This is a genomic window from Pantoea sp., from assembly GCF_032114055.1.
GTDB lineage: Bacteria > Pseudomonadota > Gammaproteobacteria > Enterobacterales > Enterobacteriaceae > Pantoea.
The window spans coordinates 94,856-121,194 of the sequence record NZ_DAMCTB010000002.1; the positions used below are offsets into that span (position 1 = coordinate 94,856).

At 57.7% G+C, this 26,339-nt stretch carries 23 protein-coding genes; 12 read left to right on the forward strand and 11 right to left on the reverse strand.

Features of this window, described 5'->3' with window-relative positions; genetic code table 11:
* Window positions 1-216 precede the first annotated feature (216 nt).
* Complete coding sequence (locus tag RT657_RS04590) at window positions 217-1,572, reverse strand: sensor histidine kinase (RefSeq protein ID WP_313652803.1); 1,356 nt, start codon at window positions 1,570-1,572, stop codon at window positions 217-219.
* The gene (locus RT657_RS04595; protein ID WP_111141873.1) at window positions 1,569-2,228 is read right to left on the reverse strand and encodes a response regulator; all 660 of its coding nucleotides are present in this window, start codon (window positions 2,226-2,228) and stop codon (window positions 1,569-1,571) included. The genes RT657_RS04590 and RT657_RS04595 overlap by 4 nt, the downstream gene beginning before the upstream one ends.
* Before the next feature lie 268 nt (window positions 2,229-2,496).
* On the opposite strand from RT657_RS04595, the gene RT657_RS04600 reads away from it, so the two are divergent.
* The 3 genes from RT657_RS04600 to RT657_RS04610 all read left to right on the forward strand — a co-directional run bounded on the left by RT657_RS04600 (window position 2,497) and on the right by RT657_RS04610 (window position 5,243).
* Window positions 2,497-2,865: a helix-turn-helix domain-containing protein gene (locus tag RT657_RS04600; RefSeq protein WP_003855685.1), complete on the forward strand. Its 369-nt coding sequence runs from the start codon at window positions 2,497-2,499 to the stop codon at window positions 2,863-2,865.
* A gap of 165 nt (window positions 2,866-3,030) precedes the next feature.
* A complete protein-coding gene (locus RT657_RS04605) occupies window positions 3,031-3,927 on the forward strand; it encodes a LysR family transcriptional regulator (protein WP_313652804.1) in 897 nt (298 codons plus the stop codon).
* A 110-nt stretch (window positions 3,928-4,037) separates the two neighbouring features.
* Window positions 4,038-5,243, forward strand: coding sequence for an MFS transporter (locus RT657_RS04610; protein WP_313652805.1), 1,206 nt, complete (start codon window positions 4,038-4,040; stop codon window positions 5,241-5,243).
* Between the two features lie 55 nt (window positions 5,244-5,298).
* On the opposite strand, the gene RT657_RS04615 is transcribed toward RT657_RS04610, so the two are convergent.
* Window positions 5,299-7,689, reverse strand: a complete 2,391-nt coding sequence (locus RT657_RS04615) for a glucose/quinate/shikimate family membrane-bound PQQ-dependent dehydrogenase (protein ID WP_313652806.1) — start codon at window positions 7,687-7,689, stop codon at window positions 5,299-5,301.
* A gap of 276 nt (window positions 7,690-7,965) precedes the next feature.
* The gene (locus RT657_RS04620) at window positions 7,966-8,565 is read right to left on the reverse strand and encodes a hypothetical protein (RefSeq protein WP_313652807.1); all 600 of its coding nucleotides are present in this window, start codon (window positions 8,563-8,565) and stop codon (window positions 7,966-7,968) included.
* Window positions 8,566-8,953: 388 nt separating this feature from the next.
* Here RT657_RS04620 and RT657_RS04625 point away from each other — a divergent pair, with 388 nt between their 5' ends.
* Window positions 8,954-10,195, forward strand: a complete 1,242-nt coding sequence (locus tag RT657_RS04625; RefSeq protein WP_313652809.1) for an MFS transporter — start codon at window positions 8,954-8,956, stop codon at window positions 10,193-10,195.
* Window positions 10,196-10,355: 160 nt separating this feature from the next.
* Here RT657_RS04625 and RT657_RS04630 read toward each other — a convergent pair whose 3' ends face one another.
* Complete coding sequence (locus tag RT657_RS04630) at window positions 10,356-11,513, reverse strand: Gfo/Idh/MocA family oxidoreductase (RefSeq protein WP_313652810.1); 1,158 nt, start codon at window positions 11,511-11,513, stop codon at window positions 10,356-10,358.
* A 269-nt stretch (window positions 11,514-11,782) separates the two neighbouring features.
* Between RT657_RS04630 and RT657_RS04635 the strand changes: the two genes are divergently transcribed.
* Window positions 11,783-12,667: a BadF/BadG/BcrA/BcrD ATPase family protein gene (locus tag RT657_RS04635; RefSeq protein ID WP_313652811.1), complete on the forward strand. Its 885-nt coding sequence runs from the start codon at window positions 11,783-11,785 to the stop codon at window positions 12,665-12,667.
* A 40-nt stretch (window positions 12,668-12,707) separates the two neighbouring features.
* Window positions 12,708-13,826, forward strand: coding sequence for an ROK family transcriptional regulator (locus RT657_RS04640; RefSeq protein WP_313652812.1), 1,119 nt, complete (start codon window positions 12,708-12,710; stop codon window positions 13,824-13,826).
* Window positions 13,827-13,886: 60 nt separating this feature from the next.
* On the opposite strand, the gene RT657_RS04645 is transcribed toward RT657_RS04640, so the two are convergent.
* Window positions 13,887-14,978 carry an ABC transporter ATP-binding protein gene (locus tag RT657_RS04645; RefSeq protein ID WP_313652814.1) on the reverse strand — a complete coding sequence of 364 codons (1,092 nt, stop codon included), beginning with the start codon at window positions 14,976-14,978 and terminating at the stop codon, window positions 13,887-13,889.
* 12 nt (window positions 14,979-14,990) lie between these two features.
* Window positions 14,991-15,590: a GNAT family N-acetyltransferase gene (locus tag RT657_RS04650; protein WP_313652815.1), complete on the reverse strand. Its 600-nt coding sequence runs from the start codon at window positions 15,588-15,590 to the stop codon at window positions 14,991-14,993.
* Between the two features lie 550 nt (window positions 15,591-16,140).
* Here RT657_RS04650 and RT657_RS04655 point away from each other — a divergent pair.
* The 4 genes from RT657_RS04655 to RT657_RS04670 all read left to right on the forward strand — a co-directional run bounded on the left by RT657_RS04655 (window position 16,141) and on the right by RT657_RS04670 (window position 20,651).
* Entirely contained in the window at window positions 16,141-17,472 is a 1,332-nt protein-coding gene (locus RT657_RS04655) for an extracellular solute-binding protein (RefSeq protein WP_313652816.1), read from the forward strand.
* A gap of 57 nt (window positions 17,473-17,529) precedes the next feature.
* Complete coding sequence (locus tag RT657_RS04660; protein ID WP_313652817.1) at window positions 17,530-18,402, forward strand: sugar ABC transporter permease; 873 nt, start codon at window positions 17,530-17,532, stop codon at window positions 18,400-18,402.
* Window positions 18,402-19,217 (forward strand): carbohydrate ABC transporter permease, encoded by an 816-nt coding sequence (locus tag RT657_RS04665; RefSeq protein ID WP_313652818.1) that lies wholly within the window; start codon window positions 18,402-18,404, stop codon window positions 19,215-19,217. The genes RT657_RS04660 and RT657_RS04665 overlap by 1 nt, the downstream gene beginning before the upstream one ends.
* A 102-nt stretch (window positions 19,218-19,319) precedes the next feature.
* Window positions 19,320-20,651, forward strand: a complete 1,332-nt coding sequence (locus RT657_RS04670; RefSeq protein WP_313653196.1) for a glycosyl hydrolase family 28 protein — start codon at window positions 19,320-19,322, stop codon at window positions 20,649-20,651.
* Between the two features lies 1 nt (window position 20,652).
* Here the strand turns inward: RT657_RS04670 and RT657_RS04675 are convergent, their stop codons facing one another.
* Complete coding sequence (locus RT657_RS04675; protein WP_313652819.1) at window positions 20,653-21,723, reverse strand: tartrate dehydrogenase; 1,071 nt, start codon at window positions 21,721-21,723, stop codon at window positions 20,653-20,655.
* 64 nt (window positions 21,724-21,787) lie between these two features.
* On the opposite strand from RT657_RS04675, the gene RT657_RS04680 reads away from it, so the two are divergent.
* Both RT657_RS04680 and RT657_RS04685 read left to right on the forward strand, forming a co-directional pair.
* A complete protein-coding gene (locus tag RT657_RS04680) occupies window positions 21,788-22,726 on the forward strand; it encodes a LysR family transcriptional regulator (protein ID WP_313652820.1) in 939 nt (312 codons plus the stop codon).
* Window positions 22,727-22,914: 188 nt separating this feature from the next.
* Window positions 22,915-24,009: a YncE family protein gene (locus tag RT657_RS04685; RefSeq protein ID WP_313652821.1), complete on the forward strand. Its 1,095-nt coding sequence runs from the start codon at window positions 22,915-22,917 to the stop codon at window positions 24,007-24,009.
* A 37-nt stretch (window positions 24,010-24,046) separates the two neighbouring features.
* On the opposite strand, the gene RT657_RS04690 is transcribed toward RT657_RS04685, so the two are convergent.
* From RT657_RS04690 to RT657_RS04700, 3 genes are all read right to left on the reverse strand, one after another.
* Window positions 24,047-24,340, reverse strand: a complete 294-nt coding sequence (locus RT657_RS04690; protein WP_313652822.1) for a DUF1330 domain-containing protein — start codon at window positions 24,338-24,340, stop codon at window positions 24,047-24,049.
* A 10-nt stretch (window positions 24,341-24,350) separates the two neighbouring features.
* Window positions 24,351-25,214, reverse strand: a complete 864-nt coding sequence (gene yghU, locus RT657_RS04695; protein ID WP_313652823.1) for a glutathione-dependent disulfide-bond oxidoreductase — start codon at window positions 25,212-25,214, stop codon at window positions 24,351-24,353.
* Window positions 25,215-25,433: 219 nt separating this feature from the next.
* Window positions 25,434-26,312: a sugar phosphate isomerase/epimerase gene (locus RT657_RS04700; RefSeq protein ID WP_313652825.1), complete on the reverse strand. Its 879-nt coding sequence runs from the start codon at window positions 26,310-26,312 to the stop codon at window positions 25,434-25,436.
* Between the last annotated feature and the right edge of the window lie 27 nt (window positions 26,313-26,339).

Here is a 26,339-nt window from a genome sequence, read left to right on the forward strand (position 1 = left end):
CCCTGAAAGGGAATGAGAGGTTCAGTAAAAACAGCCCGTTTTCAGCCCGCGTAGCGTGCCTGTAACAGTCCGATAGAAAATAGATTTTGCTCACGTTTGTCAAAAAGTGTTGCATTACAATTCAGCGAAATTGTGATTTGCTTCACAATAATGACCAGGATCGAACGGAACCAGGCAACCGTTTACGTTGTCTGGTTCGTGATCAAACGGGCGGGATCAGGGAAGGGTAACGCGAACCTGCAAACCACAAACGGTGCCCTGTGGCGTCAGGCAGTTGGAAAGGGCGACCTGCATCTGATATTTCTGTGCGACGTTGCGCACGATCGATAATCCGAGGCCGCTGCCCTGCGCTTTGGCGTCGGGCGAACGGGTAAAACGATCAAATGCGCGGTCGATGAAAGCGTCCGGCATGCCCGTGCCGTTATCAACAATATCGACCACCGTCCTGCCCGCAACCCGATGCAGCAGAACATCCACCAGACTGCCTTCCGGCGTGTGCAGCATAGCGTTACCAATCAGGTTGTCGAACAGGCTACGCAGTTCAGAGCGGCTGGCCTGCAGGCGGTACTGCGTGGTGCCGTTAAAGCCGATATCGATGCCGCGTTTATCTGCCACCACCATCAGCTGCTCAATGCTCTCTTTCAGCAGATCTTCCAGTTCAATATGCTCAACGCTGGCGACCACACTCTGGTCATCCTGGCGCGAGACGTTGAGCAACTGCGTAACCAGATGACGGGTGCGCGTGACGCCCGCTTCCAGCTGGCTGAACTGACGGCTCGCTTCACCGGGCTGAATATGCTGGCGCAGGTTTTCCAGCTGCAGCGTCACAGCCGTGACGGGTGTGCGCAGCTCATGGGCGGCATCCTCCAGGAACTGACGCTGGGATGACCAGGCCTCACGCAGCTTGCTCAGCAGCGAGTTATAAGCCGCCACCAGCGGCAGGATCTCATCCGGTAACCCTTCCGGTGAGACGATATGCGGATGATGCGTTTCCTGGGCCGCAATCTGCCGCGACGCGACCTGCAGATCCCGGGTGATCTTTCTGACTACCAGCCAGATCACCAGCAGCGAAAGCGGCATCATCAGGATCATCGGGACGATCGCCGACAGCGCCCGCTTGACCATTGAGGCCTTCATGTAGCTGAGATTGTGCATGACCTGAATGGTCCTGATTTCACTGCCAGGCATGCCCGGCCGGGTATAGATGCGCCATTCACAGTCGCCGCAGTGTCCCACATAGACATCACGATAGCCGCGCTGGTTTTGCAGCGGCGCCGTCAGTTCCGGCCATGAGCTGGCCCGTAACTGGCCCTGATCGTCCCAGAGCTGGACCACGAAGGCGCTTTTCGCCTTATCCGGCGCGATAAGCATCGGCATCAGGGCGGGCATCTGTTTATTGGTGGACCAGGCATCGGCGATTTTTGCCAGCTGATCGTCCTTCATGGTGCCGACCATATCGCCGTAGCAGCTGAAGAAATACCAGGTTACGCCGCCGATCATCAGCAGATGAATAATCAGCAGCGTAGAGAGTAATTTATTGCGCAGTGAGCGCATAAACGTGAAGGGTTTCATATTGCCGGCACCCGCCAGCCCAGCCCACGCACGTTGCGGATCACATCGTTATCAAGCTTGCGCCGCATACCGTGAATCAGCACATCCACGGCATTGCTGCTGACTTCATCGCCCCAGCCGTAGATACGATTTTCCAGCTGCTCACGCGACAGAATTGCGCCCGGCCGTTCCAGCAGTGCGTAAAGCAGCGCATACTCCCGCGCGGTGAGCTGTTCGCGCTGGCCTTTGTAGAGCACTTCGCGGGTCATCATATCCAGCTGGACATCGCCGCTGCCCAGCACCGAGTCCGCTGCGCCGTGGCTGCGTCGGGTGATGGCGCGCATCCGGGCCATGACTTCCTGTAAATCGAAGGGTTTGAGCAGGTAGTCGTCAGCGCCGCTGTCCAGCCCCTGTATGCGCTGCGCCACCGTGTCGCGGGCGGTCAGGATCAGTACCGGCGTCGCATCGCCGCGCCCGCGCGCCCGGCGCAACACCTGCAGGCCATCATCGCGGGGTAAGCCGAGATCCAGCAGCACACAGCTGTAGCCCCCTTCGCTCCACGCATTCTGGGCATAGACGCCATCGCGCACCCAGTCCACCGACCAGCCCGCGCCCTCCAGCGCCTGCTGAAGGTTCGCGCCGATCATTTCATCATCTTCAACCAGTAACACGCGCATGGCTGATCTCCTCTGCAAAGATGAGAAAGAGTGTACTCATCAATTGTTAGGTCAGAATTATCTGCCGTCATAGCTTGTGCGGCCGCCGCACGGAGGAATCCTGATTAGCTGTCTCTGCAGGTCCTGCCACTCTGCCGCCCGTCATCCGTCCCGCCTGCCCGCCGCCAATGCCCTTGTTGCTAATTCTGCGCTAATTTTCCGCTAATTAAGGGATAAATTTAAGCGGGTAGAGTGGTTCCACTGCACATCAGCATCAACGGGAGGAACCATGAATCAGCGCGAGTTTATTCGGAGTCTGCTGGACTGGATTGAGAATAACTTAGGACACGATCTGCATCTTGATGAGGTGGCGCGCCGCTCAGGCTATTCGCGCTGGCATCTGCAACGCCTGTTTCGGCAGCATACCGGTTTTTCACTGGCCGAATATATCCGTCAGCGCCGTCTGACGGAGTCTGCGCTCACGCTGCTGAGCAGCAATGAAGCGATACTGCAGGTGGCGATGAACTACGGCTTTGATACGCAACAGGCCTACACCCGTACCTTTAAAAATTACTTTATGATGACGCCGGGTCAGTTGCGCCGTCAGCGTCGCGTCGAGCCAGACCGGCTGCTGTTTCCCCTGGCGATGGCCAGTTGAAGCGCACTCAGGCCTTGCCGTCACCCCTTGCAGACGGGAAGGCCGGCCCACGCGCCATTGTTTCTCCGCCTCGTCGTCCTGCCATTTTTTACCTTTGATCCGCCGTGACACATCCGGACGTGTTAGCGTGTTGCCAGCCTCTCTTTCTGCCTGGAGTCAGGAAACATGGAAAACGGCGCGAATTTAACCGCCATGCTGGTCTTTGCGCGTGTTGTGGAATTACAGAGTTTCAGTGAAGCGGCCCGTGCGCTGGGCTGGTCAAAATCCCATGTCAGCCGGGAGATTGCCCGACTGGAGCTGCGCCTCGGTATCCGGCTGCTGCAGCGCACGACCCGTCGACTGGCGCTGACCGAGCTGGGTCAGGCGTACTATCCCTACTGCGTACGGATGCTGGCCGAAGTGCAGCGCGCCGAGACGTTTGTCCAGCAGCTGCATCAGCAGCCTGCGGGTCATCTCCGGCTGCAGGCACCTGTTACGTTCGGCTGTCAGTGCGTGGTTCCGGTGCTGAATCGCTTTCTGCACCGCCATCTGCATATTAACGTCGACCTCGATCTGACCGATCGCAATCATGATCGGCTCGACGATCAGACCGATCTGGCGATTGTGATCCGATCCCGATCGCCGCAGCAGGGCCATTTTCGGGTGCTGAGTGAGATCGAGTGGGGACTCTATGCCGCCCCTGCATACCTGTCACAGCGACCCACCATCACGCATCCGGAGATGCTGCCGCGTCACGACCTGCTGCTGTTTCATGGCCCGGCGCACACCGCCGCGTTGCCGTTCCGCCGCGACAAGCAGCGGCTGGCGCTGGATGTGCGTAGCCGGTTTCGCGCCAACAACAGTATGGCGCTGCTGAATGCGGCGCTGGCGGGCAGCGGTATCGCCTATCTGCCTTCCTACATGGCGCAGGAGGCGGTCACACGTGGGGAGATACAGCAACTGCTGCCGGAGTGGCAGATGGATCGGCTGCAGAGCTATCTGCTGCTGCACGACGCTTATGAACCGGCATCGCCGGTCACCCTGCTGTGCGATACGCTGGTTGCGGCGCTGAATCCGCGCTGATTGTTGCCTGCTGACAACAATCAGCGCCATGGAGTAACTATCGCGTCATGACTGTTGTTATCCGTTGCGCCTGGTTAGCCTGTCTCCCTGATCATTCAACGGACATTACTATGCAACAGTCACCCGATATGGACGAATTTCAGCACTGGCGACGTAACTTAGCGGTCTGCATCGCCGGCTCATTTACCACCATCGTAGCCATGACGCTGCTGCTGCCCTTTCTGCCGCTCTATGTGCAGCAACTGGGGGTAGAGCAGCCCGCCGCCATCGCCCGCTGGTCCGGTCTTGCCTACGGAGCAACCTTTTTCAGCGCGGCCCTGACTGCGCCGTTGTGGGGCAGGCTGGCCGATCGTTATGGTCGCAAGCTGATGCTGATCCGGGCCAGTCTCGGCATGGCGATGGCTATGTCGCTGATCGGCATGGCGACGGCGCCATGGCAGCTGGTGGCGCTGCGCCTGCTGGCAGGGTTACTGGGTGGCTACGCCTCAGGATCCACCATCCTGGTCGCGGCACAGACGCCAAAAGCACATACCGGCTGGGCGCTGGGGATGCTCGCCTCCGGCATTATGGCCGGTAATGTGGCCGGGCCGCTGCTGGGCGGTGTATTGCCGCCACTGATCGGTATCCGTCAGACATTCTGGCTGACCGGCGCAGTCATTTTTCTGGCCTTCCTCGCCACCGCCTTTTTACTCAAAGAGCAGCCACGGTCTGCTGCGCCAGCGCGCGCCAGTCAGCCAGCCTTGCCCGATGCGCTGCCGGTGAATCGTCGCCTGGTCCGGCTGATGTGGCTCTCCGGCATGTTGCTGATCTTCGCCAGTATGTCGATTGAGCCGATCATTACACTTTATGTGGGGGAATTCGTGCAGGGGGATCATCAGATCACGCTCACCGCCGGGCTGGTGATGTCTGCGGCGGCACTGGGTACGGTCCTGGCGGCTCCCCGGCTGGGACGGCTGGCCGATCGGGTGGGGCACTGGCGGGTGCTGACCGGCGGGCTGCTGGTGAGCGGACTGCTGCTGATTCCACAGGCGTTTATTACTGCGGCCTGGCAACTGGTGCTGCTGCGTTTTCTGATGGGGATGGCGCTGGGCGGGCTGATGCCCTGCATCACGGCGATCATCCGCCACAATGTGCCGGGTTCGCAGGTCGGACGGATGCTGGGCTATTCAACATCGGCGCAGTATATCGGTCAGGTGAGCGGGCCGCTGTTCGGCGGGCTGGTGGGGGGCGCATTCGGGATGCGGCCGGTGTTTCTGGCCACCTGCGCGGTGATGCTGTTTTGTAGCTGGCTCAACTGGCGCGCAATGCGTCACTAGCGCGATCAAAAAAGGCGGACCGGAGTCCGCCTGAGTTTGTTCACTGTTACGTGAATTACTTCTGGTCTGGCAGGGCGTAGGCAATCACATAGTCGCCCAGCTTGGTCCCGAACGAACCATGACCGCCTGCTGCGATAACAACGTACTGCTTGCCATTCGCTTCATAGGTCATCGGTGTCGCCTGGCCGCCTGCTGGCAGACGTGCCTGCCATAACAGTTCGCCGGTATCGGTGCTGAACGCACGCAGGTAGTTATCTGCGGTTGCGCCAATGAAGAAGACCTTGCCTGCGGTGGTGATAGGACCACCCAGCATTGGCATACCCATTTTAAACGGCAGCGGAACCGGTGCGCTGTCGCGAACGGTACCGATACGCTGTTTCCACACCACGTCATTGGTCTTCAGATCCACCGCAGAGATGTAACCCCACGAAGGCTGTTTACATGGCAGACCAAACGGTGACAGGAACGGATTCAGCTCGACGCCATAAGGTACGCCATACTGCGGCTGGATACCGGTTTCGGTACCTGAACCGCCTTCAGCGCCTTTCGGCGGCTCAATCGGGTTGCCCGGACCGCGTGGCACCAGTTTAGAGACAAACGGCAGCGCCATCGGGTTAGCAATCGCGATCTGACGGTTAGGATCGACAGCGATGCCGCCCCATTCGAACATACCGAGGTTACCCGGGAAGACCAGGGTGCCCTGCTCAGAGGGTGGGGTGAACGGACCTTCATAGCGCAGGCGCTTGAAGATCACGCGGCACACCAGCTGGTCAAACATCGTCGCGCCCCACATGTCCTTGTCCGTCAGATTCTGTTTCGGACGGAAGGTCAGCTCAGAGTAGGGCTGAGTAGCGGCAACGTGATCGCCTTTCGCTGCACCCTGTGGCACTGGCGTTTCTGGCGCAGGAACGACAGGCTTACCGGTACGACGGTCCAGCACGAAGATGTTACCGGTTTTCGCAGGTGCATAAACCACCGGCACGGTATTGCCATCTTTGTCTGTGATATCGGCCAGGGTCGGCTGCGACGGCAGGTCCATATCCCACAGGTCATGATGCACGGTCTGATAAGACCAGACCAGCTTACCGGTGGTGGCGTTCAGTGCCAGCACGCTGCTGGCGTAACGCTCCTGCTCTGGTGTGCGATTACCGCCCCAGATATCCGGTGTGGTCACACCCATTGGCAGATAAACGGTATCCAGTTTTGGATCGTAAACCGCCGGTGCCCATGAGTTAGGTGAGTTCATGGTGAAGGTGTGTTCATCCGCCGGAATCGCGTTGGGATCTTTCGCGCCTGGATCAAACACCCACAGCAGTTTACCGGTGTTTACGTCAAAGCCACGGATGACGCCTGACGGCTCGCGGGTTGAGTAGTTATCGGTAACTGCACCCGCCATCACGATAGTGGTGTTGGTGATCACCGGCGGTGAGGTCGGCTCATACATACCTGCGGTGGTCACAGGCTGTTTGTGCTGCAGATCCAGCTCGCCATTGATGCCGAATGCCGGGCAGCGTTCGCCGGTTTCTGCATCCAGCGCGAACAGACGGCCATCGTTGACAGGCAGGTAAATACGACGTGAGCAGAGCGCAGGCTGACTGTTTGCAGCATCAGCGGCAGCCGGCACTTCGTGATAAGAGACACCACGGCAGGTCACGTGCTGGAAGGTAGGGTTAACCTTCATGCCGGGATCGAATTTCCACTTCTGTTTACCCGTTGCTGCATCCAGTGCAAACAGGATCTGGTGTGGCGAACAGAGGTAGAGTGTGTCGCGGATTTTAATCGGCGTCACTTCGTCGGTGATTTCACCCGGATCGTTAGGGGTTTTCAGGTCGCCGGTCTGGAACTGCCAGGCAACCTGCAACTCTTTCACATTCTCGTGATTAATCTGCTTCAGCGGAGAGAAACGGGTTCCCTGCTGGTCACGCGCATAAGCGGGCCAGTCAGCATCCGGAATAGTGCTCAGTGGCGTAGCCTGCGGGGCATTATCGGCCGTTTCCGGCACGGAACCGTTGATGACCTGTGGATCGTTGAAGACGGCATAGGCCAGGACAAGGGCGCTGGCAATCAGCGCGACGGCCATGGTCCCCAGCGCGGCTTTGCTGCCAGCGTTAAAGCTGCGGTAAACAAACGGCAGAATAAGCCAGACACCGAAGATCACCAGCACGTCGGTGCGCGGTGCCAGTGCCCAGAAATCAGTTCCCACTTCCCAGACACCCCAGATCAGGGTCCCGATCAGCAGCAGCGCATAGAGAACCAGCGCGGTACTTTTACGACGGGAAAGCAGATAAGCGGTGATAAGCATAACCACACCGCCGAAAACGTAATACCAGGAACCACCAATGGCGGCTAACCAGCCACCGCCAATCAGCATAAACGCGCCTGTCAGCACTGCGAACAGTACGGTCAGGAAACGAACTACGCCAAAAGATGAGGAGTTTGTCCCCATAATATCGACCTCGTTTTGTTGCCATAAAACACGCGAAAACAACCAGATAGGCTGTTTCCAGTTATCAAGTACAAATGATTAAAGGTGTTCTTAAGTCTCTCTTCCGTTAAGACAACTGATCCGTTTGTGTTAAATGTTATAGCAAAATCAGATCGAGGTTTGATTTTTTTAGCTCAAAGCGCTTAACAAATGAAGTAATACGACATTTTATGGGGGATGGAAGGACGTTAAGCGCACCGCCGTGTGCCCTTAACGCCGGAAGGCAGGATTTGTGAATCAGCAGCTAATAAGATCGCCATCCGAACGTTGCTGTTGCCAGCCACTGATATTTATCTCAGCAAACTGCTCAGCCGTTAATGGGGGAGTCTGACTCCGCACAATAACCTCTGCCCCTTTATCCCGGAATGTCGCCATAAAAAAGGGAAAGGTAAATTTTTCATAATTGTCTTTGAAGAACGCTTCGGTTAAAACAATCCCTGAAAAAGGAAAGGATTCCAGTAGTCGCCAGTCAGCGCCCGGCGGCGCGAAATCATAAAGCCAGAAATCAAATTTATCTGTTAATTCAAGCAGTGACGCACTGTGTGCGGCTAAGCTGGAATAATTAATGCCTATACGGACGCGCCCATTCTGTAAATGCGACCAGGCCTCTGGCACAGCAATAATACCCCGTAGCCGAAAATCTTCGACCGGAATAATCATTAAGGCTGCTTCAGTGGCAAGTTGATTGTGCAGTGAAATAATGTTGTTTGTATTAAGTATATTGCGGCTTTCCTGGTTTGGCTGAAGATAAGGCACGCTATAGCAAATGCCGGTGACATTGCGTTTAACATGGTGAATAGGTTCAGTAACATAAGGGTTATATAAACTGTTTTTCATTATCTCTATGCAATGCAATAAAAAAGAAAGTGTTGATAATCAATCTTATAAAAAGTCGCACTTTTTTAAGCGCGTGAATAAATATAGATCAACTCGTTAATCCAAATCACCTCTTTATTGCGTGAAAATCTGAATCAATCATTAATCGGGCAACGATAATTCCTTTGGCATCTGATGATGTGCTGGAATATATTCAAGATTCGGGATCAGTAGGCTGATAATAATCAGTGGCGGACTGAACGGTCTGCTTCGGGAACGGAGGCGCAGAAGGCGCAGGCCGTCAGGGCAGACCGCTGGCTGCCGTGCGTCTGAGATTAACCCCCTCATTCACCACGCCGATAACACCCCGCGAAAAGGCGGCTTTCCTTACCTGAATCTGGAATGAGAGATGAAATTTATGACACTGGCAACGGAAGAATCGCTGTGGCGACATCGGACATTTGTCGCTTTCTGGACAGCGCGAACCTGTTCCTCCTTTGGATTCCAGATGTTCTCGGTCGCGATTAGCTGGCAGATCTATGCGCTGACCAACAGTGCGATGGCACTGGGGATGATTGGTTTAATGCAGTTTCTGCCGTCCGTGTTGCTGGCACTGCCTGCAGGCCATCTGGCTGACCAGTATGACCGGCGGCGCATTGTCCTGCTGGGACAACTGGTGGAATTTGCTGCCCTGCTGGCATTAGTGTTGCTTACTTTATTCCAGACTGCTGACAGGACCGCGCTATGGGGACTGGTCTTTATGATTGCGGTGGCAAAGGCGCTGGAGTGGCCTGCGATGTCTTCGATGCTGCCGTCGCTGGTGCCGCCTTCGATTCTGACGCGCGCGATGGCGATGAATTCCGTAGGCGGTCAGGCAGCGGTTATTGTCGGGCCGACGATTGGCGGTTTGCTCTATGTCGCCGGCCCCCAGGTGGTCTATGGCGTATCCGGGCTGTTTTATCTGATCTCGCTGATTCTGGTAAGTCTGTTGCGTTACCAGCGGCCGGCGCAGAGTCGCCTGCCGATGAATATGAAGAACCTGTTCGCCGGGATTCATTTCATTCGCGAGCGCAAAGATGTGCTTGGAGTCATTTCACTCGACCTGTTTGCCGTGTTGCTGGGTGGCGCAACGGCGCTGCTGCCGATTTTTGCCAAAGATATACTGCATACCGGACCCTGGGGGCTGGGGATGTTACGCGGCGCGCCATCGGTGGGCGCGTTGCTGGTCGGCATCTGGCTGAGCCGCCACAAACTGGAAAAGCATGTCGGGATGATCATGTTCGGATCGGTGGCGGGATTTGGTCTTGCCACGCTGGTATTTGCGCTCTCCACACAGTTGTGGTTATCGCTGCTGGCGCTCTGTGCGCTGGGCGGTTTTGATATGGTGAGTATGGTGATCCGGGGGGCGCTGGTGCAGCTGGATACGCCGGATGCGATGCGCGGACGGGTCAATGCGGTTAACGCCATCTTTATCAATACGTCGAATCAGCTGGGTGAGTTCGAATCAGGTCTGCTGGCGGCCTGGATGGGGGCGGCCCCGGCGGCGGCGCTGGGCGGCATCGGAACACTGATTGTGGTGGCGCTCTGGATGAGGCTGTTTCCGCATCTGCGGCGGCGTCAGACGCTGGAGAATGAGGCGGAAAAGGTTTAGCAGGGCAGACGCAGGGGGCTGGCAGGGATACATACGACGCGGGTTACGGGGCGTGCAGCATAAAAGTAACTGGCCCGGAGGCCAGTTGAGCAGAGAGCCAGTGATACTGCCAGTTCATGCCGGGGTCAGAGGGGGAGTCTGACCCACAGGCGGGAGGCCATCAGGCCCCGGTTTTTCCCAGGTTGGCGTCAAATGTCTGCCAGCTTTCACGCATATCCACTACGCTGCGGGTTTTGCGGGCTTCATCAATTTTGATGGCAGTGAGGCCTGCTTCCAGCGCGTCCACCACTGAAACCTTCAGCGGTGTTCCCTGTTTAATATGTTTAACAATTTCTGCGGCCATCAGCGCATCCGCCCCGTAATGGCCATCATAGGCGTTGCCGCTGTAGGCGGTATCGACCTCTTTTGCGCCACTGCGGGCATTGTGTACGCGGAAGTAGTTGCGAACGAAGTCGCCTTCCGCCATGCCATCGGTGCCTATCACGCAGAAACGGCGGAACTCATCCGGCACGTTCAGGTTGGCGTGGAAGGCGAGCGTCGCGCCACCTTCGTATTCGATCAGGGCGGTCTGGTAATCCACAATATCGGCATCGCTGTCGAACACCGCATCAGTACTGGACCAGCCGCTGGGTTTCTCATGATAGAGGGCGGAATCAGGCGTGACAGCGCCCTGCGGAGCATGAGCGGGTGTAAAGGATTTACGGCCACCGAAGCTGGCGACGCGGCTCGGGCGCTGCTGCAGCAGGCCCTGATAAAGATCGATGTCGTGGCAGCACTTCTCCAGAATATAGGGGCCGGCATACTTCTCCAGCCGTCGCCAGTCGCGCTGGAAGAAAGCACCGTGATAAGGCTTAATGTGCTCTGTCGCCTCAATAGAGGTGATCTCGCCCAGTTGCCCGGCGTCGCGCGCTGCCAGCAAATCGTGATAAAGCGGTGAATAGCGCAGCACCAGACCGACCAGGATACGCGCCTCGCCATACTCGCGCACCAGCTTCGCCATCGCCATGGTCTGCTCTTCATTGATTACCACCGGCTTTTCGGTAAAGACCGTATAACCGGCCGCCAGCGCCTGACCGACATGCTCCAGATGCAGAAAGTTGGGTGAGCCCACCAGCACCACATCCATTCCCCCCTGTTCCAGCAGGGCATCGATGGAGTCAAAGGCCTGACCCGGTGCGATACCAAAACTGTGCAGATTAGGCAGTCCGGCGGGGGCCGGATCGTAATAGCCCACAACGGAGAAGGTGTCGTCGGCTTTGCTGAACTCTTTGATCACGTGGGACAGACGAAAGCCGAGACCGATAATGCCTACTTTCATGTTAAACCCCTGCTTCTGAAATCGGAGGATACCTGGCCCGCCATAAGCGGCGTGGCTGTTGATAATCTGACCATCAACTTATTACGACAGAAAAACTAATGTCAACAACATGCTGCGCGTTTTGCGAAAGGGTTTTTTGTTATGATTATGTAAAGTAAGGAAAAACAGCCAATATCTTTTTGCCATATTTATTTGTGATTGCGATTTAAGTTTTTTTATCCTATCGTTCGCTCATTATGGCTATAACCCTTACTCAGGGAAGGAATCGCGTGCAACCACACTATCTTCTTGGCATTGATGGCGGCGGTACACAGTGTCGCGCGCGGTTAACCGATCTGCAGGGACGTCTGCTGGCTGAAGCCACAGGCGGCCCAGCCAACGTCTGGTCAGCCTATGACGCGGCGCTGACCAGCGTCGATCAGCTGATCGACCTCGTTTTCTTACAGGCGGGATTAAACGCAGAGGCGCTGGCGCAGACCGCGCTGGTTGCCGGCTTAGCTGGTGCTAATGTCGCCTCGGTGCAGGCACGGCTTGCCAGCTGGCAGCCCGCCTGTGCGGCGTTGCAGGTAGTCAGCGATGTGGAGATCGCCTGTGCGGGCGCTCACACGGGCGCGCCCGGTGCCGTCTTTATCATCGGCACCGGCAGTCAGGGTGCCGCGTGGGATGGCGAACGCTTTACGTTGCTTGGCGGCTGGGGTTTTGCCCTGTCGGATCAGGGGTCGGGCGCGGAACTGGGTCGTCGTGCGCTGCGCCTGGCGCTGCTGGCGCATGAGGCGATTATTCCGCCGGGTCCACTCACCCGTCAGTTGATGGCGCAGTTTAGCGACAGCCCGGAAACCATGCTGCTCTGGACCCGCTCAGCGACGCCCGCGGACTGGGCCCGCGTGGTGCCGCAGATCTTTGCGGCAGCCGACGCGGGCGATCGTCACGCACAGGATCTGCTGCGGCAGACCGCCGCCGATATCGGCCTGATGGTCCGCCGTCTGACCGCCCTGAGCAGCGGACCGGTGGCTCTGATGGGCGGAATCGCTACTCCGATCCAGCCCTGGCTGGATGAGGCGACTCAGTCGCGGCTGGTGACCCCGCAGAGCGATGCCCTGAGTGGCGCGCTGATCCTGGCCCGGCAGCTGACGCCTGTCCGATTACCGAGCTGAAGCAGGCTCTCCACTTTCAGCCCGCTAACCCGAGGAATTTATGACCGCTCCCAACGTAACCGCGCGCATACTGCGGTTGATTGTTGAAAATGCGCCAATCAGCCAGTCAGATCTGAAAGTTCGCAGCGGACTGAGCATGTCAACCGTCTCACAGGCAACCAATCGCCTGCTGGCGCAGGAGATTGTGCAGGAGCTGGGGCTGCGTCGCGTGTCGATGGGGCGGCCAAAAACCCTGCTGGGACTCAATCCTGACCGCGCCAGCGTGATTGGCATTCAGCTCAATGCCGAACGTAATCTGATCGTGATGACCGACCTCAGCGGCAACCTGCTGGGCGAGCAGCAGATGCCAAAAGGCACGCTGACGCCGCGTCAGCTCGGCGATGCGCTGGCAAAGTTCCTGCGCGGTGTGGAGGAGAAGCGGGTCGGTGCGATCGGCCTTGCCCTGTCAGGTCTGGTCGACGCCGAAAATGGCTACTGCATCCGCTCTAAGGTGCTCGACTGGGACAACGTGCCGATTGCGCAGCTGCTGGAAGATCGCTTCTCTCTGCCGGTATTTATTGAAAATGATGCCAACGCGATGGCGATGGCGGCGATGGTCTTTGGTCAGCTCGGCAACGCCCAGTCGGCGGTGATCGCCACCTACGGCAAAGGGATCGGGGCAGGGATTATTCTTAACCGTCAGCTCTACCGCGGACGTCACGGCAAGGCGGGGGAGATTGGCAACGGGCGGGTGGCGGACGGTTCGCTGCGGCTGCTGGAGGATGTCGCCTCGTCACGCGCCATTCTGCAACGGCTTGCGGAGCCGGAGCCGGATGAGGGCATCACGCTACAGGCGCTGGATCAGCGGCCCACACCCGAGGTGCTGGCGGTGCTGGAAGAGGCCGGTCGCGAACTGGGGATTTCGCTGGCGAACCTGTCGGTGGCCTACGATCCGGATGTGGTGTATCTGGCGATGGAGCCGCACATGGCGTCGCGCATCCTGCTCGACCACATCACCCAGAGTTTTCAGGCCTACCGGCTGAAACTGACGCCGCACATGACGCCATTGCAGTTCCTGACAGAATCGAACCGGATGTGGGCGCTGGGCGCGGCAGGCTTTGCCGTTAACCGGCTGCTGGATCTGCTGGCGGCGCAGGCTGATGAAGAGCCCGTCACCTGAGTAAGGTCCTCAATAGAAGAACGGGCGCCGCGGCGCCCGTTTTTTGTTTCTGCGCCTTCCCTAGCGCAGGCGCATTCCCTGCTCATCAAACAGCAGGCAGTGCGCAGCGGAAAAACCCAGTTCAACCTGGGTGCCCAGATCGCGCGGTGTCGCCTCGCGCTCCTCCACCACCAGCATCTGTTCACGCCCGATATCCAGATAGAGGTAGTTGGTGTGGCCCAGCATCTCGCCATAGGCCAGCTCACCACGGAAGTGCACAGCGTCTGGCGTCCGTGCAGCAGGCTGAAAGTGCTCAGGACGAATGCCCAGCGTCACGGTCTGCCCCTCGCGGCAGCTGGCGGCGATATTCAGGGTCAGCGCCTCTATCTTCAGTTCCGGCACCCGCAGCTGTACCTTACCCGCGCCCATCGCGCTGATTTCTGCCCGCAGAAAGTTCATTTTTGGCGAGCCAATAAAACCGGCGACAAACAGGTTATCCGGGTCGTGATAGAGCGTCAGCGGGGCGCCAGCCTGCTCAATGCGACCCTGACGCAGTACCACAATCCGGTCAGCCAGCGTCATCGCCTCCAGCTGATCGTGAGTCACATAAATCATGGTGTTGCCGAGTGAGGCGTGCAGGCGGGCGATCTCAATCCGCATCTGCAGACGCAGCTCAGCATCCAGGTTAGAGAGCGGCTCATCGAACAGGAAAATCCGGGGATGACGGATAATCGCCCGGCCAATGGCTACACGCTGTCGCTGTCCGCCGGACAGCGCACGCGGCAGGCGGTCAAGCAGTTCAGTGAGGTGCAGGCGGTCGGCTGTCTGTGCAATCGCCTGGCTGATTTCAGCTTTCGACTTTTTCATGACCTCCAGCGGATAAGCCAGGTTCCCGCGCACCGTCATGTTGGGGTAGAGCGCATAAGACTGAAACACCATGGCGATGCCGCGTTCAGTGGCGGGCTGCTGCGTCATATCCTGTTCATCAATCAGTAACTGACCGCTGCTGATCTCCTCCAGCCCGGCGATCATCCGCAGCAGCGTGGATTTGCCGCAGCCGGATGGCCCGACAAACACCACAAATTCACCGCTGTTTATCGTCAGATCGATGCCATGAATGACATTCACATGTTCATAGGATTTCTTCACATTCTGCAGGCGCAGGCTGGTCATCGGCTACCTCACTCAGAGTAACTGGCCCATGTAGATGGCATTGCTGCGCAGGATTGGAGTAAATCCCATGCGCTGATAAAAGGCACAGACCTGCTCATTCTGCAGGCTGACCCCCAGATGAACGCCGGTCACGCCGGCAGCACGCAGAGCCGCCAGCTCATGCTCAATCATCCGTCGGCCCCAGCCCCCTTTCTGAACCGCAGGCAGCAGGTTGATATGCAGATGCGCAGGCCACTGCGTGACCAGATTTTCTGCGGCCTGGTCGGGATGGCGGATGGCGTCGAGAATTTTGCTGTCGAGCGGGGCACTGGCGTGGCGGTCGCGATATTTCGCCTGCAGCTCAGGCCACCATTCGGCCGCCAGCCGCGCTTCAAACGCGCGGGTATCAGGTACTGCGACCACGTAACCCTGCACCTCGTCTTGCCGCTCCAGCACAAAGGCAAAGTCCGGCGCAAATCGCGCGTAGGGCACGGCAAACCGCTGGCCGGGGTAATCAGGATCGGAGTAGAGCGCACGGGCATCGCCGCCCGCATCGGCTGTCTCCAGGCAGATGCGGTAGAGCGCCGGAAAGTCCGCCGGTGTGGCCGGACGGATGACACCTTGATTCGCCATGGTGAATTCTCGTGAGTGAGTGAACCGGGCAGAGCGTGAACCGCTTCGCAGATGAAAGTTACGTTAATGAAAGCAGACTTAGTTTTCAAGATAGAATAATTACCTTATCGCACTAACCTGGTCGATTCGGCAATATTTACCGGTGTCAGGATCCACAACTGTGATCGTCAGCACGCCCGATAAAGAGCGGCTGGCCGGGAATGCACAGGGCCGGAAAGGGGGAAAGTGTGAGCGTGATAGGATTTTCGTATGTTTTATCAGAGCTTTATTTTGCGATTATCGCTCAGGCATCTTCTGCCGGATAACCGCAGGCAGGCGGGACGCCGCGCCAGATGATGAACGCAGACGCAGTGCAGCATGCTGAATTTTCCGCTTTTTTGTTGTTTATTTGCGCGTGCTCACAGCGTTGCAATTCCCCCTGCAGGCTGTTTGACTTTATTTTTTCATTAAAGTAAGTATGAGTGAGTGCGTTTGTGTGCGGCTGCAGCCTGCAGGATGTCAGGCGGTGAGATGCAAGGATGCCGATCCTGGTCTGAAGAAGGTGAGCATAATGTCTGTTTCCTCCGTTCGTTCGTTCCGAATTCGCAATGCAGGTCGGCTGCTGGCTGCAAGCCTGCTGGCGGGCAGCGTCTCGCATGTGGCCCACGCCGCCGTCACTCTGAATGAGTGGGATATCTACAACTACCCGCAGCAGACGGCCGCGGTGGATGAAGGGATCAAGGAATTTTCGCAGCAGAATCCCGGCATCGTGATTAACCGCTCGGTCCACTCCTTTGAAGATACCCGTATTCCGCTCAAGCTGGCGCTGACTGCCGGGGATGGCCCACAGATCGCCCAGGTGAATCAGGGCGGTGGCGATATGGGCTCTCTGGTGAAAGATAAGCTGCTGCTGCCGCTCGACAGTTATGCCGCCAGCAACGGCTGGACCACCCGCTTCCCGGACTCGATCCTGAAGCGTAACCGCTGGTCAGACAGCGGCGAGTTTGGCAGCGGTAAGCTCTACGGCATCGCCAGCCTGGGTGAAATGGTGGGGCTCTATTACAACAAAGCGGTGCTGGACAAGGCGGGCATTGCGGTGCCGAAAACGCTGGCTGAGCTGGAGAGCGCCATGGCGAAGCTGAAACAGCAGGGCACCGCCCCGATGATGCTGGGTCTGCTGGATGGCAACATGGGCCAGCAGCTGCTCAGTACGCTGTGGCAGGCGCAGATTGAAAGCCACGACCGCAAGACGCTGGACAACCTGATTTACGATGTGGGCGGGACATTTAAAGACAGCAAGCTGGTGAATGCCGCCACCATGATGAAGAGCTGGACCGACAAAGGCTACTTCTTCCCGGGCTTCCAGGGCATCGGCCATGACGATGCAGCGACCCTGTTCCAGAACGGCCAGGCGGCCTTTTTGGTCAGCGGCACCTGGTATCTCGGCCAGTTTAAAGACAACAAAGATATACACTTTGCCGCGATGCCTGCCGGGGAAGGCGTGAAACAACCGCTGATGGTGGGCGGAACCGATCTGGCGTTCTCCATCACCAGCACCGCCAAAGGCAAGGATCAGCAGGATGGCGCGGCGAAGTTCATCAACTATATGGTTTCCGATGCGATGGCGGATCGCTGGCTGAAGGTGGGCTTCCTGCCGGCCAGCACCAACAAAGCGGCTAAAATGCCAGCGGATAATCCGCTGCTGGCGGAAGCCTATCAGGTCTGGCTGACGCTCAATGATTATGACGGTCTGGGCCACTACGTCGACTGGGCGACGCCGACCATGAACGCCGAACTGAACCAGAATGTCCAGCTGCTGCTGGCGGGCCGTCAGACCGCCGATCAGATGGTGGTCAACTTTGATAATAACTACCAGCGTTACCTGAAAACTCTGAAACATTAAGCCGGAGGCCCGGCGACCGGCCGGGCCTGAGCATCGTTCCGAACCACGGGTAAGGTTATGTTGAATTTAAGCGGCTGGCGTAATTTTCTCTATGTTCTGCCTGCGGTGCTGGTGTATGCGGTGTTTCTGCTGTTCCCGCTGCTGGCATCGCTGGGCATCAGTTTCACCGAATGGGATGGTACCTCGCTGCCGGTGTTCAGCGGCGTCAGCAACTATCTGCGGATGTTCAGCGACCCGGTGTTCTGGATTGCGCTGGGGAACAACGCCATCCTGATGCTGTTTTACACCCTGCTGCCGATTGGCGTCGGCCTGCTGCTCTGCAGCTTTCTGTATGAAACGCGCAACAACAGCGAACGCAGCGTGCTGCGCATTCTCTTTTTCCTGCCCTACATCATGCCAATGGCGGTGCTGGGCGTGGTGTGGCGCTGGCTCTACAACCCGGCCTTCGGGCCGATCGATCAGATCCTTCGCGCGATAGGACTGCCGCAGCTGGCGCTCTCCTGGCTGGGGGATTTTACCTGGGCGCTGCCCGCCGTGGGGCTGGTCGCCACCTGGTACTTCTTTGGCTTCTGCCTGGTGCTGTTTATGGCGGGCCTGCAGCGCATGGATCCCTCGCTGCTGGAAGCCGCCGACCTGGATGGCTCATCGCGTCGCCAGAAGTTTATGCGGATTACGCTGCCCGGCCTGCGGCCTGAACTGCGGATTGCGCTGCTGCTGACGGTGATCGCCAGCCTGAAAGCCTTTGACCTGGTCTATGTGATGACGCAGGGCGGGCCGGGCACCTCGACCATGGTGACCAACATCTTTATGTATAAGCAGGGTTTTGACCTGCACTACTTTGGCTACGCCTCGTCGGTGGCGGTGTTCAGCATGGTCATTGTTTTAGGCATTAACTATCTGATCCATCTGGCCTTAAAGGAGCGTTACTGATGCGAAGCACGCCGGTCATTTCACGCGCGCTGATCTGGATTGTGGCGCTGATGACGATTCTGCCGTTTCTGATGGCGCTGATGACCTCGTTCAAAACCCAGATGGAGCTGTTTCAGGGGGTTTTCACGCTGCCCGCCTCGCTGAATTTTAAAAACTATCTGACCGCCTGGCAGCAGGGACATTTCAACGTTTACTTTCTTAACTCGGTGCTGGTGGTGATTCCGGTGGTGCTGTTCAGCGTGCTGCTGGGGATCCTGGCCGGATTTGGCTTTGCCTGGCTGAAGATTCCGGGGAAAAAAGTGATTGCCGCCATGCTGGCGCTGGGCATGGTGCTGCCAAGTGAAGCCTTTATCATTCCGCTCTATCACGAATTGCGCTGGATGGGGCTCACCAACACCTATCTGGCGCTGATCCTGCCGCAGATTGCGCTGTCGCTGCCCTTTACCACGCTGATGATCGCCAGTGCATTTCAGCAGGTGCCCAAAGAGCTGGTAGAAGCGGCGGTGATGGATGGCGCGTCGCGGGTAAAAATCCTGTGGGGCATCCTGGTGCCGGCCATCTGGCCGACCCTGTCGACACTGGGGCTGCTGCTGTTTATCTGGACCTGGAACGAGTTCCTGATCCCGCTGATTCTGGTCAACAAAGATGAGCTGCGCACGCTGCCGATTGGCATGATGTTTTTCCAGAATAAAAACACCATCGACATTCCGGTGCTGATGGCCGGTGCAATGATTGTGATTATGCCACTGATCGTGGTGTTCCTGATTTTCCAGCGCAAGTTTATCAGCGGCGTCACCGAAGGTGCCGTGAAGTAATCTGTGACAGCCCGCACAAAACGGCGCACTGGCGGCCAGACGAAGGTTTGCCGCGCCGCAGCATGCTGTCATTCCTCCTTATCAACCTGCGGGAGACGCATGATGCACCTTTCCCTTGCTGATTTTCATCCGGTCGCCGATGGCGAAACCGCCGACACCGGGGTGCTGCAACGCGCGCTGGATCAGATTGCCGCAGCGGGTGGCGGGCGTCTGACCCTGCCCGCCGGACGCTATCGCACCGGCTGCCTGACGCTGCCCTCTGATTTTGAGCTGCACCTGGAAGCGGGCGCGGAGCTGATCGCCAGTCACCGGCTGACGGACTATCAGGCCGTGCAGACGCTGAGCTGTGCGGAGAAGTCTCACAACGTGCTGCTCTATGCGCTGGGCCAGCGCAATATCACCATCAGCGGCAGCGGGCGCATTGATGGCGAGGGTGAAGCCTGGTTTGCCGCTGAGCGTGATGAGCAGGGCTACCGCCTGCCGCGCGTTGATCGGCCCCGAATGATCGTGTTTGAAGATTGCGAACAGGTGACGCTAAAGGCTTTTACCATCGTGCAGGCGCCGATGTGGACGGTGCATCTGGTGAGCTGTCGCCATGTGCATATCGACCATCTCACGATCGACAACAGCATGACGATGCCCAACACCGATGCGCTGGATATCGACAGCTGTGAAGCGGTGTTTGTCAGTAACAGCTACTTCAGTGCCGCCGATGACGCGATCTGCATTAAAACCACCTGCAAACCCACGGCGCTGCGGCGTGCGGCCCGGCAGATTATGATCACCAACTGCCTGCTGCGCAGCTACAGCTGCGCGTTTAAAATCGGCACGGAGACCTGGGACGATATCGAAGATGTCACGGTGACCGGCTGCACGCTGTTCGATTCCAACCGTGGCATCGGCATTCTGTCGCGCGACGGCGGGGCGATGCGGCGTCTGCTGTTCAGCAATCTGACCTTTGCCTGTCACCATGCGCCGCCCTGTCACTGGGGCAAAGCCGATCCGCTGCATATTTCCGTTCGCAGCCGCGATCCGGCAATCCGGCCCGGCATCGTCGAACTGGTGCAGTTCAGTAACATGACCGGCGTGGCGGAAGGGGCAATTAATCTGCATGCGGCAGAACCGGGCTGGATACGCGATGTGGCGATCAGCCAGCTTCAGATGCGGCAGACGGTGTCAACGATGGCCCAGGGACAGTATGACATTCGTCCGCCCTGTAATCCGGATGCCCCGACCGGTATGGGGCTGGACAACGCCTATAAACTGGATCCGGATACCGGCGAAGCCTTTGGCGTGGAACCCTATCCCGGCGGGTTGCCTGGCCTGTTCGCGCGTGGCGTGGAGAATCTGCAACTGCACCACCTGACGATCCACAGGCCCGCGCCGTTACCGGCGGGCTGGCATCCTGATTCGGTGGTGCAGTTACCGGCGTGATTTACAGCGCGGCGGCGATGGCGGCTCCCAGCTCTTCCGTGGTGGCGCTGCCGCCGAGATCGCGCGTGAGATGCTGACCCGCTCCCAGCGTGCGTTCAATCGCGTTCAGCACGGCATCGCCAGCCGCTTTGTAACCAAGGTGTTCCAGCATCATCGCCCCGCACCAGATCTGCCCGACAGGATTAGCAATCCCTTTTCCGGCGATATCGGGCGCCGAGCCGTGCACCGGCTCAAACAGGCTGGGGAACAGCCCTTCCGGGTTGATGTTGGCGGAAGGCGCGATACCAATAGTGCCGGTGCAGGCCGGGCCGAGGTCGGAGAGGATATCGCCAAACAGGTTGCTGGCGACCACCACATCAAACCAGTCCGGATGCAGCACGAAGTTGGCGGTGAGAATATCGATATGATATTTATCGACGCGCACCGCCGGAAACTGGCTGGTCATCGCCTCAACGCGGCTGTCCCAGTAAGGCATGGTGATTGCGATGCCGTTGGACTTGGTGGCGGAGGTCAGGTGTTTCTTCGGCCGGCTCTGCGCCAGCTCATAAGCAAACTTCAGAATGCGGTCGACACCGGTGCGCGTCATTACCGTCTCCTGAATAACCACTTCACGGTCGGTGCCGGGGAACATTGTCCCGCCCACGCTGGAGTATTCGCCTTCGGTATTTTCACGCACCACGTAGAAGTCGATATCGCCGGGCTGGCGGTTCGCCAGCGGCGCTTTCACGCCAGGCATCAGCCGCACGGGGCGCAGATTGACATACTGATCGAACTCACGCCGGAACTGCAGCAGCGAACCCCATAGCGACACATGATCGGGCACTACCTCAGGCCAGCCGACGGCGCCAAAATAGATCGCATCGAAGGCTTTCAGCTGCGGAAACCAGTCGTCAGGCAGCATTTTGCCGTGCTGCTGCCAGTAGTCGGCGCTGGCATAATCGAACCACTCCCAGCGCAGAGGGATATTAAATTTTTCTGCTGCTGCATTCATCACGCGGACGCCTTCCGGCATCACCTCTTTGCCGATGCCGTCGCCAGGGATTACGGCAATACGGTGTATTTTGTCAGTCACAGGGCACCTTTCCGGTTGATGTTCGAATTGTGTACGCAGTATAACTGTCGGTTCCGGGAAGATAATGAGTCTGGAACGCAACCCAGTGTTGAATAAAAGTAGAGAATCCCGCACCTCGACAGATGACTTAGCCTTCTTTGTCCGGCTGGCCGCGCTGGATAGCCTGACGGCGGCGGCGCACGAACTGGGCCTGTCGCTGGCGGCGGTCAGCAAACGTCTGAGCCAGCTGGAACAGCGCCTCGGCGTGCAGCTGCTGCGCCGCACCACGCGACGGCTTGAGCTGACGGCGGAAGGCCACCGTTATCTGGCGGGCGCCCGGCCACTGCTGGATCAGCTGGCGGCGCTGGAGGAAGCCGTCAGCGGGGAAACTGCTCAGCTACGGGGCACACTGAACATCAACGCCTCATTCGGCTTTGGCCGTCGCCATATCGCGCCCTGCGTATCGGCTTTTGCCGCACTGCATCCGCAGCTTTCGCTGTCGCTGCAGCTCAGCAGTCAGTCACTTAATTTTCCGGATGCGAATATGGATATTGATATCCGCGTCGGCGAACCGCCCGATTCACGGCTGGTGGCGCGCAGGCTACGAACCAATCCGCGCATTCTCTGCTGCTCGCCCGCCTATGCTGCCCGGCACGGTCTGCCCGCCACCGTGCGCGATCTTGCGCAGCACAACTGCATTTTACTGCGCCAGCACGACAGCGATTTTACCCTGTGGCGGCTGACCTGCGGCGACCAGAGCCTCACGCAAAAAGTGCGTGGTAGCCTGATTACAAACGATGGCGAAGTGGCGATGCGCCTGGCGATGGACGGGCATGGCATCCTGCTGCGTTCCTGGTGGGATGCGCAGCACAGCCTGGCGTCGGGCGAACTGCTGCCGGTATTACCCGACTGGCAGGCACCGGATGGCGATATTTTTGCTGTCTGGCAGGCGCAGCGTCAGCTTCCGGCACGGATTTCTGCGTTTGTCGCCTTTCTGCAGCAGCATCTTCAGTCGATTGATTAATGCGATGTCAGAACCCTCTTTAGCAGGGCTGAACACGTTATATACCGCATAATGCTGATTTGCGCGTTCGGACAGGCCGATGCATTTACACCGTTTTTGCCGATGCGTATGATTCTCATTCTTTTTATTTCAGCCTGCCGGGTCTGCTGCAGCCCGCCCGGAGCAGCAGATCGACAGAGGTGTTAAGCATGAAAGCGTTGTTCAGCCTGCATAAGCTGGCCCTTGCCCTGGCGGTGGTCAGCGTCTTCAGCCTGACCGGATGTCAGACCACAACGAAAAAAGTGGATGGCAGCGGTGCGGTGGTGATACAGCCCTCCAGTCCGGATAATCTGATCCAGCGTGAGCTGGAAGAGGGCGTGCAGAAGATGGTCTATCTGGCCGCAACCAACGCGCTTTACATCGCCAGTGCGCAGGCGTCAGAAACGATCAGCGGCGGCATGATCCATCGGCTTGATGCGACTACGCTGCAGAGTCGTGGGGCTGGACACTTCGATCTGAAAAATGTGGGGCTGATCGGCGAGCCGGACGGCAGTACGCTTTATGCCACCAACGCCTTTGATGGCGCGATCACCGCGATCGATCCGGCAAACGGCAGGGTGCTGAAACGCCTGATTCTGAATGAGAAAGATCAGAATGGTCAGCCCTGTCATCCGCATGAAATTTTGCTGCATGAGGGCCTGCTCTATGTGGGTGATGCCGGTGATTCGGGGGTGATCTGGGTCGTGCAGGCGAAAACCCTGAAACTGAAGGCCCGGATTACCGCGGCCGGAAACGCGATCGCCGGGCTCCTGTTTTCACCGGTCAGCGACCGGATTTACGCGACAAATGGCAGCGGAGAAATCCTGGTCATCAATCCGCGTAATCACCGGATTGAGCAGCGTCTGACGGCGGGTAATGGACAGGCCGATCCGTTCCTCCACATGGCCGAAGATCCGGCGACGGGCCGGTTGTTTGTCACGGCGCGTTCCCGGACCGGACAGGTACAGGTATTTGATGAGCGGAGTGGTCAGGTGATCCAGAGTCTGGTGCCGGGCGATTCATGGAGTATTAAATTTAACGGTAAGCGCAATGAAATCTACATCAGCCAGCGCGCGTCGAAGAAGGTACTGCAGCTGGATGGCACGACTTATGAGATTAAAAACAGCTGGTCATTCGAGGGGCATCCTGAAAATCTGCTGGTTACACCGGATGGGCAGACGCTGTTTGTTACCCTGAAACAGGAGCGCAGTGAGGATAACAGCGGCCGGGCGCAGGATGGCGTGGCGCGAATCAATCTGCAGTAAAAAAAGGCGGCGCGGCGGCCGCCCTGTTTTCTGCTACTTACTTATCGACACCTTCAACCAGCACGACGCGGTAGTTAGCGCCTTTCAGACGATGCGCTTTGGCCGCCTGATATTCCGGGCTGTCGTACCAGGCGTGTGCAGCTTCACGGCTCGCAAACTCCAGAATGACCACGCCTTCTGCTTCCTGACCTTCCAGCGTCTCCAGCTCGCCATAAAAAGCGAGTGGATTGATCTGATGATCACCCCGCGCCTGGCCCGCTTTTTCGGCGTAGATCGCCATTTCATCCTGGTTCAGGGTGTTATCACGAATAAAAACAACGTATGCACTCACAGATTTCTCCTTAGGCTTTTTTATCCTGAGTCCGGGTATCGAAGTCAGCAGCATCATGACGCTCATGCAGCTGATCGGCCGGATCACCCATCACACGGTTGACCTTGCGGCCACGTATAACGGCAGGGCGCTGCGCGATCTCTTTCGCCCAGCGCACCACATTTTTATAGGACTGCACATCCAGGAATTCGGCAGCGCCATACTGATCGTTCAGCACCATGTTGCCGTACCACGGCCAGGTGGCGATGTCAGCGATGGTATAATCCTCACCAGCCAGATAGCGGTTGTCTGCCAGCTGACGATCCAGTACGTCAAGCTGACGCTTCGCTTCCAGCGTAAAGCGATTGATGGCGTACTCAATTTTTTCCGGCGCGTAATGATAGAAATGACCGAAACCACCACCCAGATAAGGTGCGGAGCCCTGCAGCCAGAACAGCCAGTTCAGGGTTTCGGTGCGGGCAGCAATATCTTTCGGCAGGAAGTAACCATATTTTTCTGCCAGATAAAGCAGGATATTGCCCGACTCAAATACCCGGACAGGAGGCGTAGCCGAGTGGTCGCTCAGCGCCGGAATTTTCGAGTTCGGGTTCACGTCGACAAAACCACTGGAGAACTGATCGCCATCGCCGATACGAATCAGCCAGGCATCATATTCTGCATCGTTTACGTTCAGCGCCAGCAGCTCTTCCAGCAGGATCGTCACTTTCTGGCCGTTTGGTGTGCCCAGTGAGTAAAGCTGCAGGGGATGTTTACCGACCGGCAGCGCTTTTTCATGGGTAGGCCCCGCGAACGGACGGTTCGTCTTCGCACCGTTGCCTTTAGCTTCAGGATCCCAGGTCCAGACTTTTGCGGGCTGATATGCATTTTCCGACATAATGAAAGTTCGCCTTGTGATGTGAGGATTGGTCTGGAGTGTAGCAGGTGCTGCGAAGGCGGTTTAACTCTGCTGGCTGCGCGCAGGCGTGCCGCGCCGCGCCGGGGTCAGGCGGGCTGCGGCGTCAGAGAAAAGTGCATAAAAGTGTGTCAGGCGGAGGGGTGATGGTTCTGATCAGGCTATACCGTGCAGCAGGCGACCACTGCACGGCAGGCAGGTTTAAAGCAGTTCCCGCTCAATCCGTTCGCGGGTTTCGATAGCCTGTACCTTCATTTTTTCCGGGTAGCCAAACAGAGACGCGGCGATAATCGATTCACCGCCCACTTTATGTGTCCGGGTGGCAAAGCCGGTGTCGCGCAGCGTTTTAAACAGAGTGCTGAAGTCCACTTCGCCTTCACCCACACCAACATGCTGGTGAACGGCGGCGTCCACCCCTGGTGGGTTTACGATGTAGCGGCAGTGCCGGGTGTGATTCATGGTATCGGCGATCAGCACGTGAGACAGATCGTCTCCGGCATATTCCAGCATCGGCTTCACATCCCCTTTACCTTTGTCATAAAAGAAAGTGTGGGGCGCGCTGTAGATATATTTAACATTGTCGCTGCGGAACGATTTAACGATATCGACCGTTTCATTGTTCTGTTCGCAGAAATCCCACGGATGTGCCTGAATTTCGACGCGAATACCTTCACGTTCGATGATCGGCAGCAGTTCCTCCATTGAACGATAGAACATCTCTTCACAGATTTCTGGCTCGTTAGGATTGCCGGAGAGCTCGGTGTTTATTACCTGCACGCCCATTTCAACCGCAATCTCTATCATCCGTTTCCAGTTTTTGACCGCGGCCTGACGACGCAGCTCATCCGGACCCGACCAGCGATAGACGACGATAAATGAGGAGATCTCCAGACCGGTGGAACGCAGGGCATTTTTGTACTCGGTGATGATTTCACGGCTGGCTTTAGGGTGCTTATAAAAGGGATTGATCTGCGGATGCGGCGATTGCTCGATATATCGGTATCCCCATTCCGCAACCTGATGAACCATTCGGGTGATGCCTGACTCTTTAATCACATCCACATCAAAAGCGATTTTCATCTTTCTGCTCCGGCAAGGTTGAAGAAA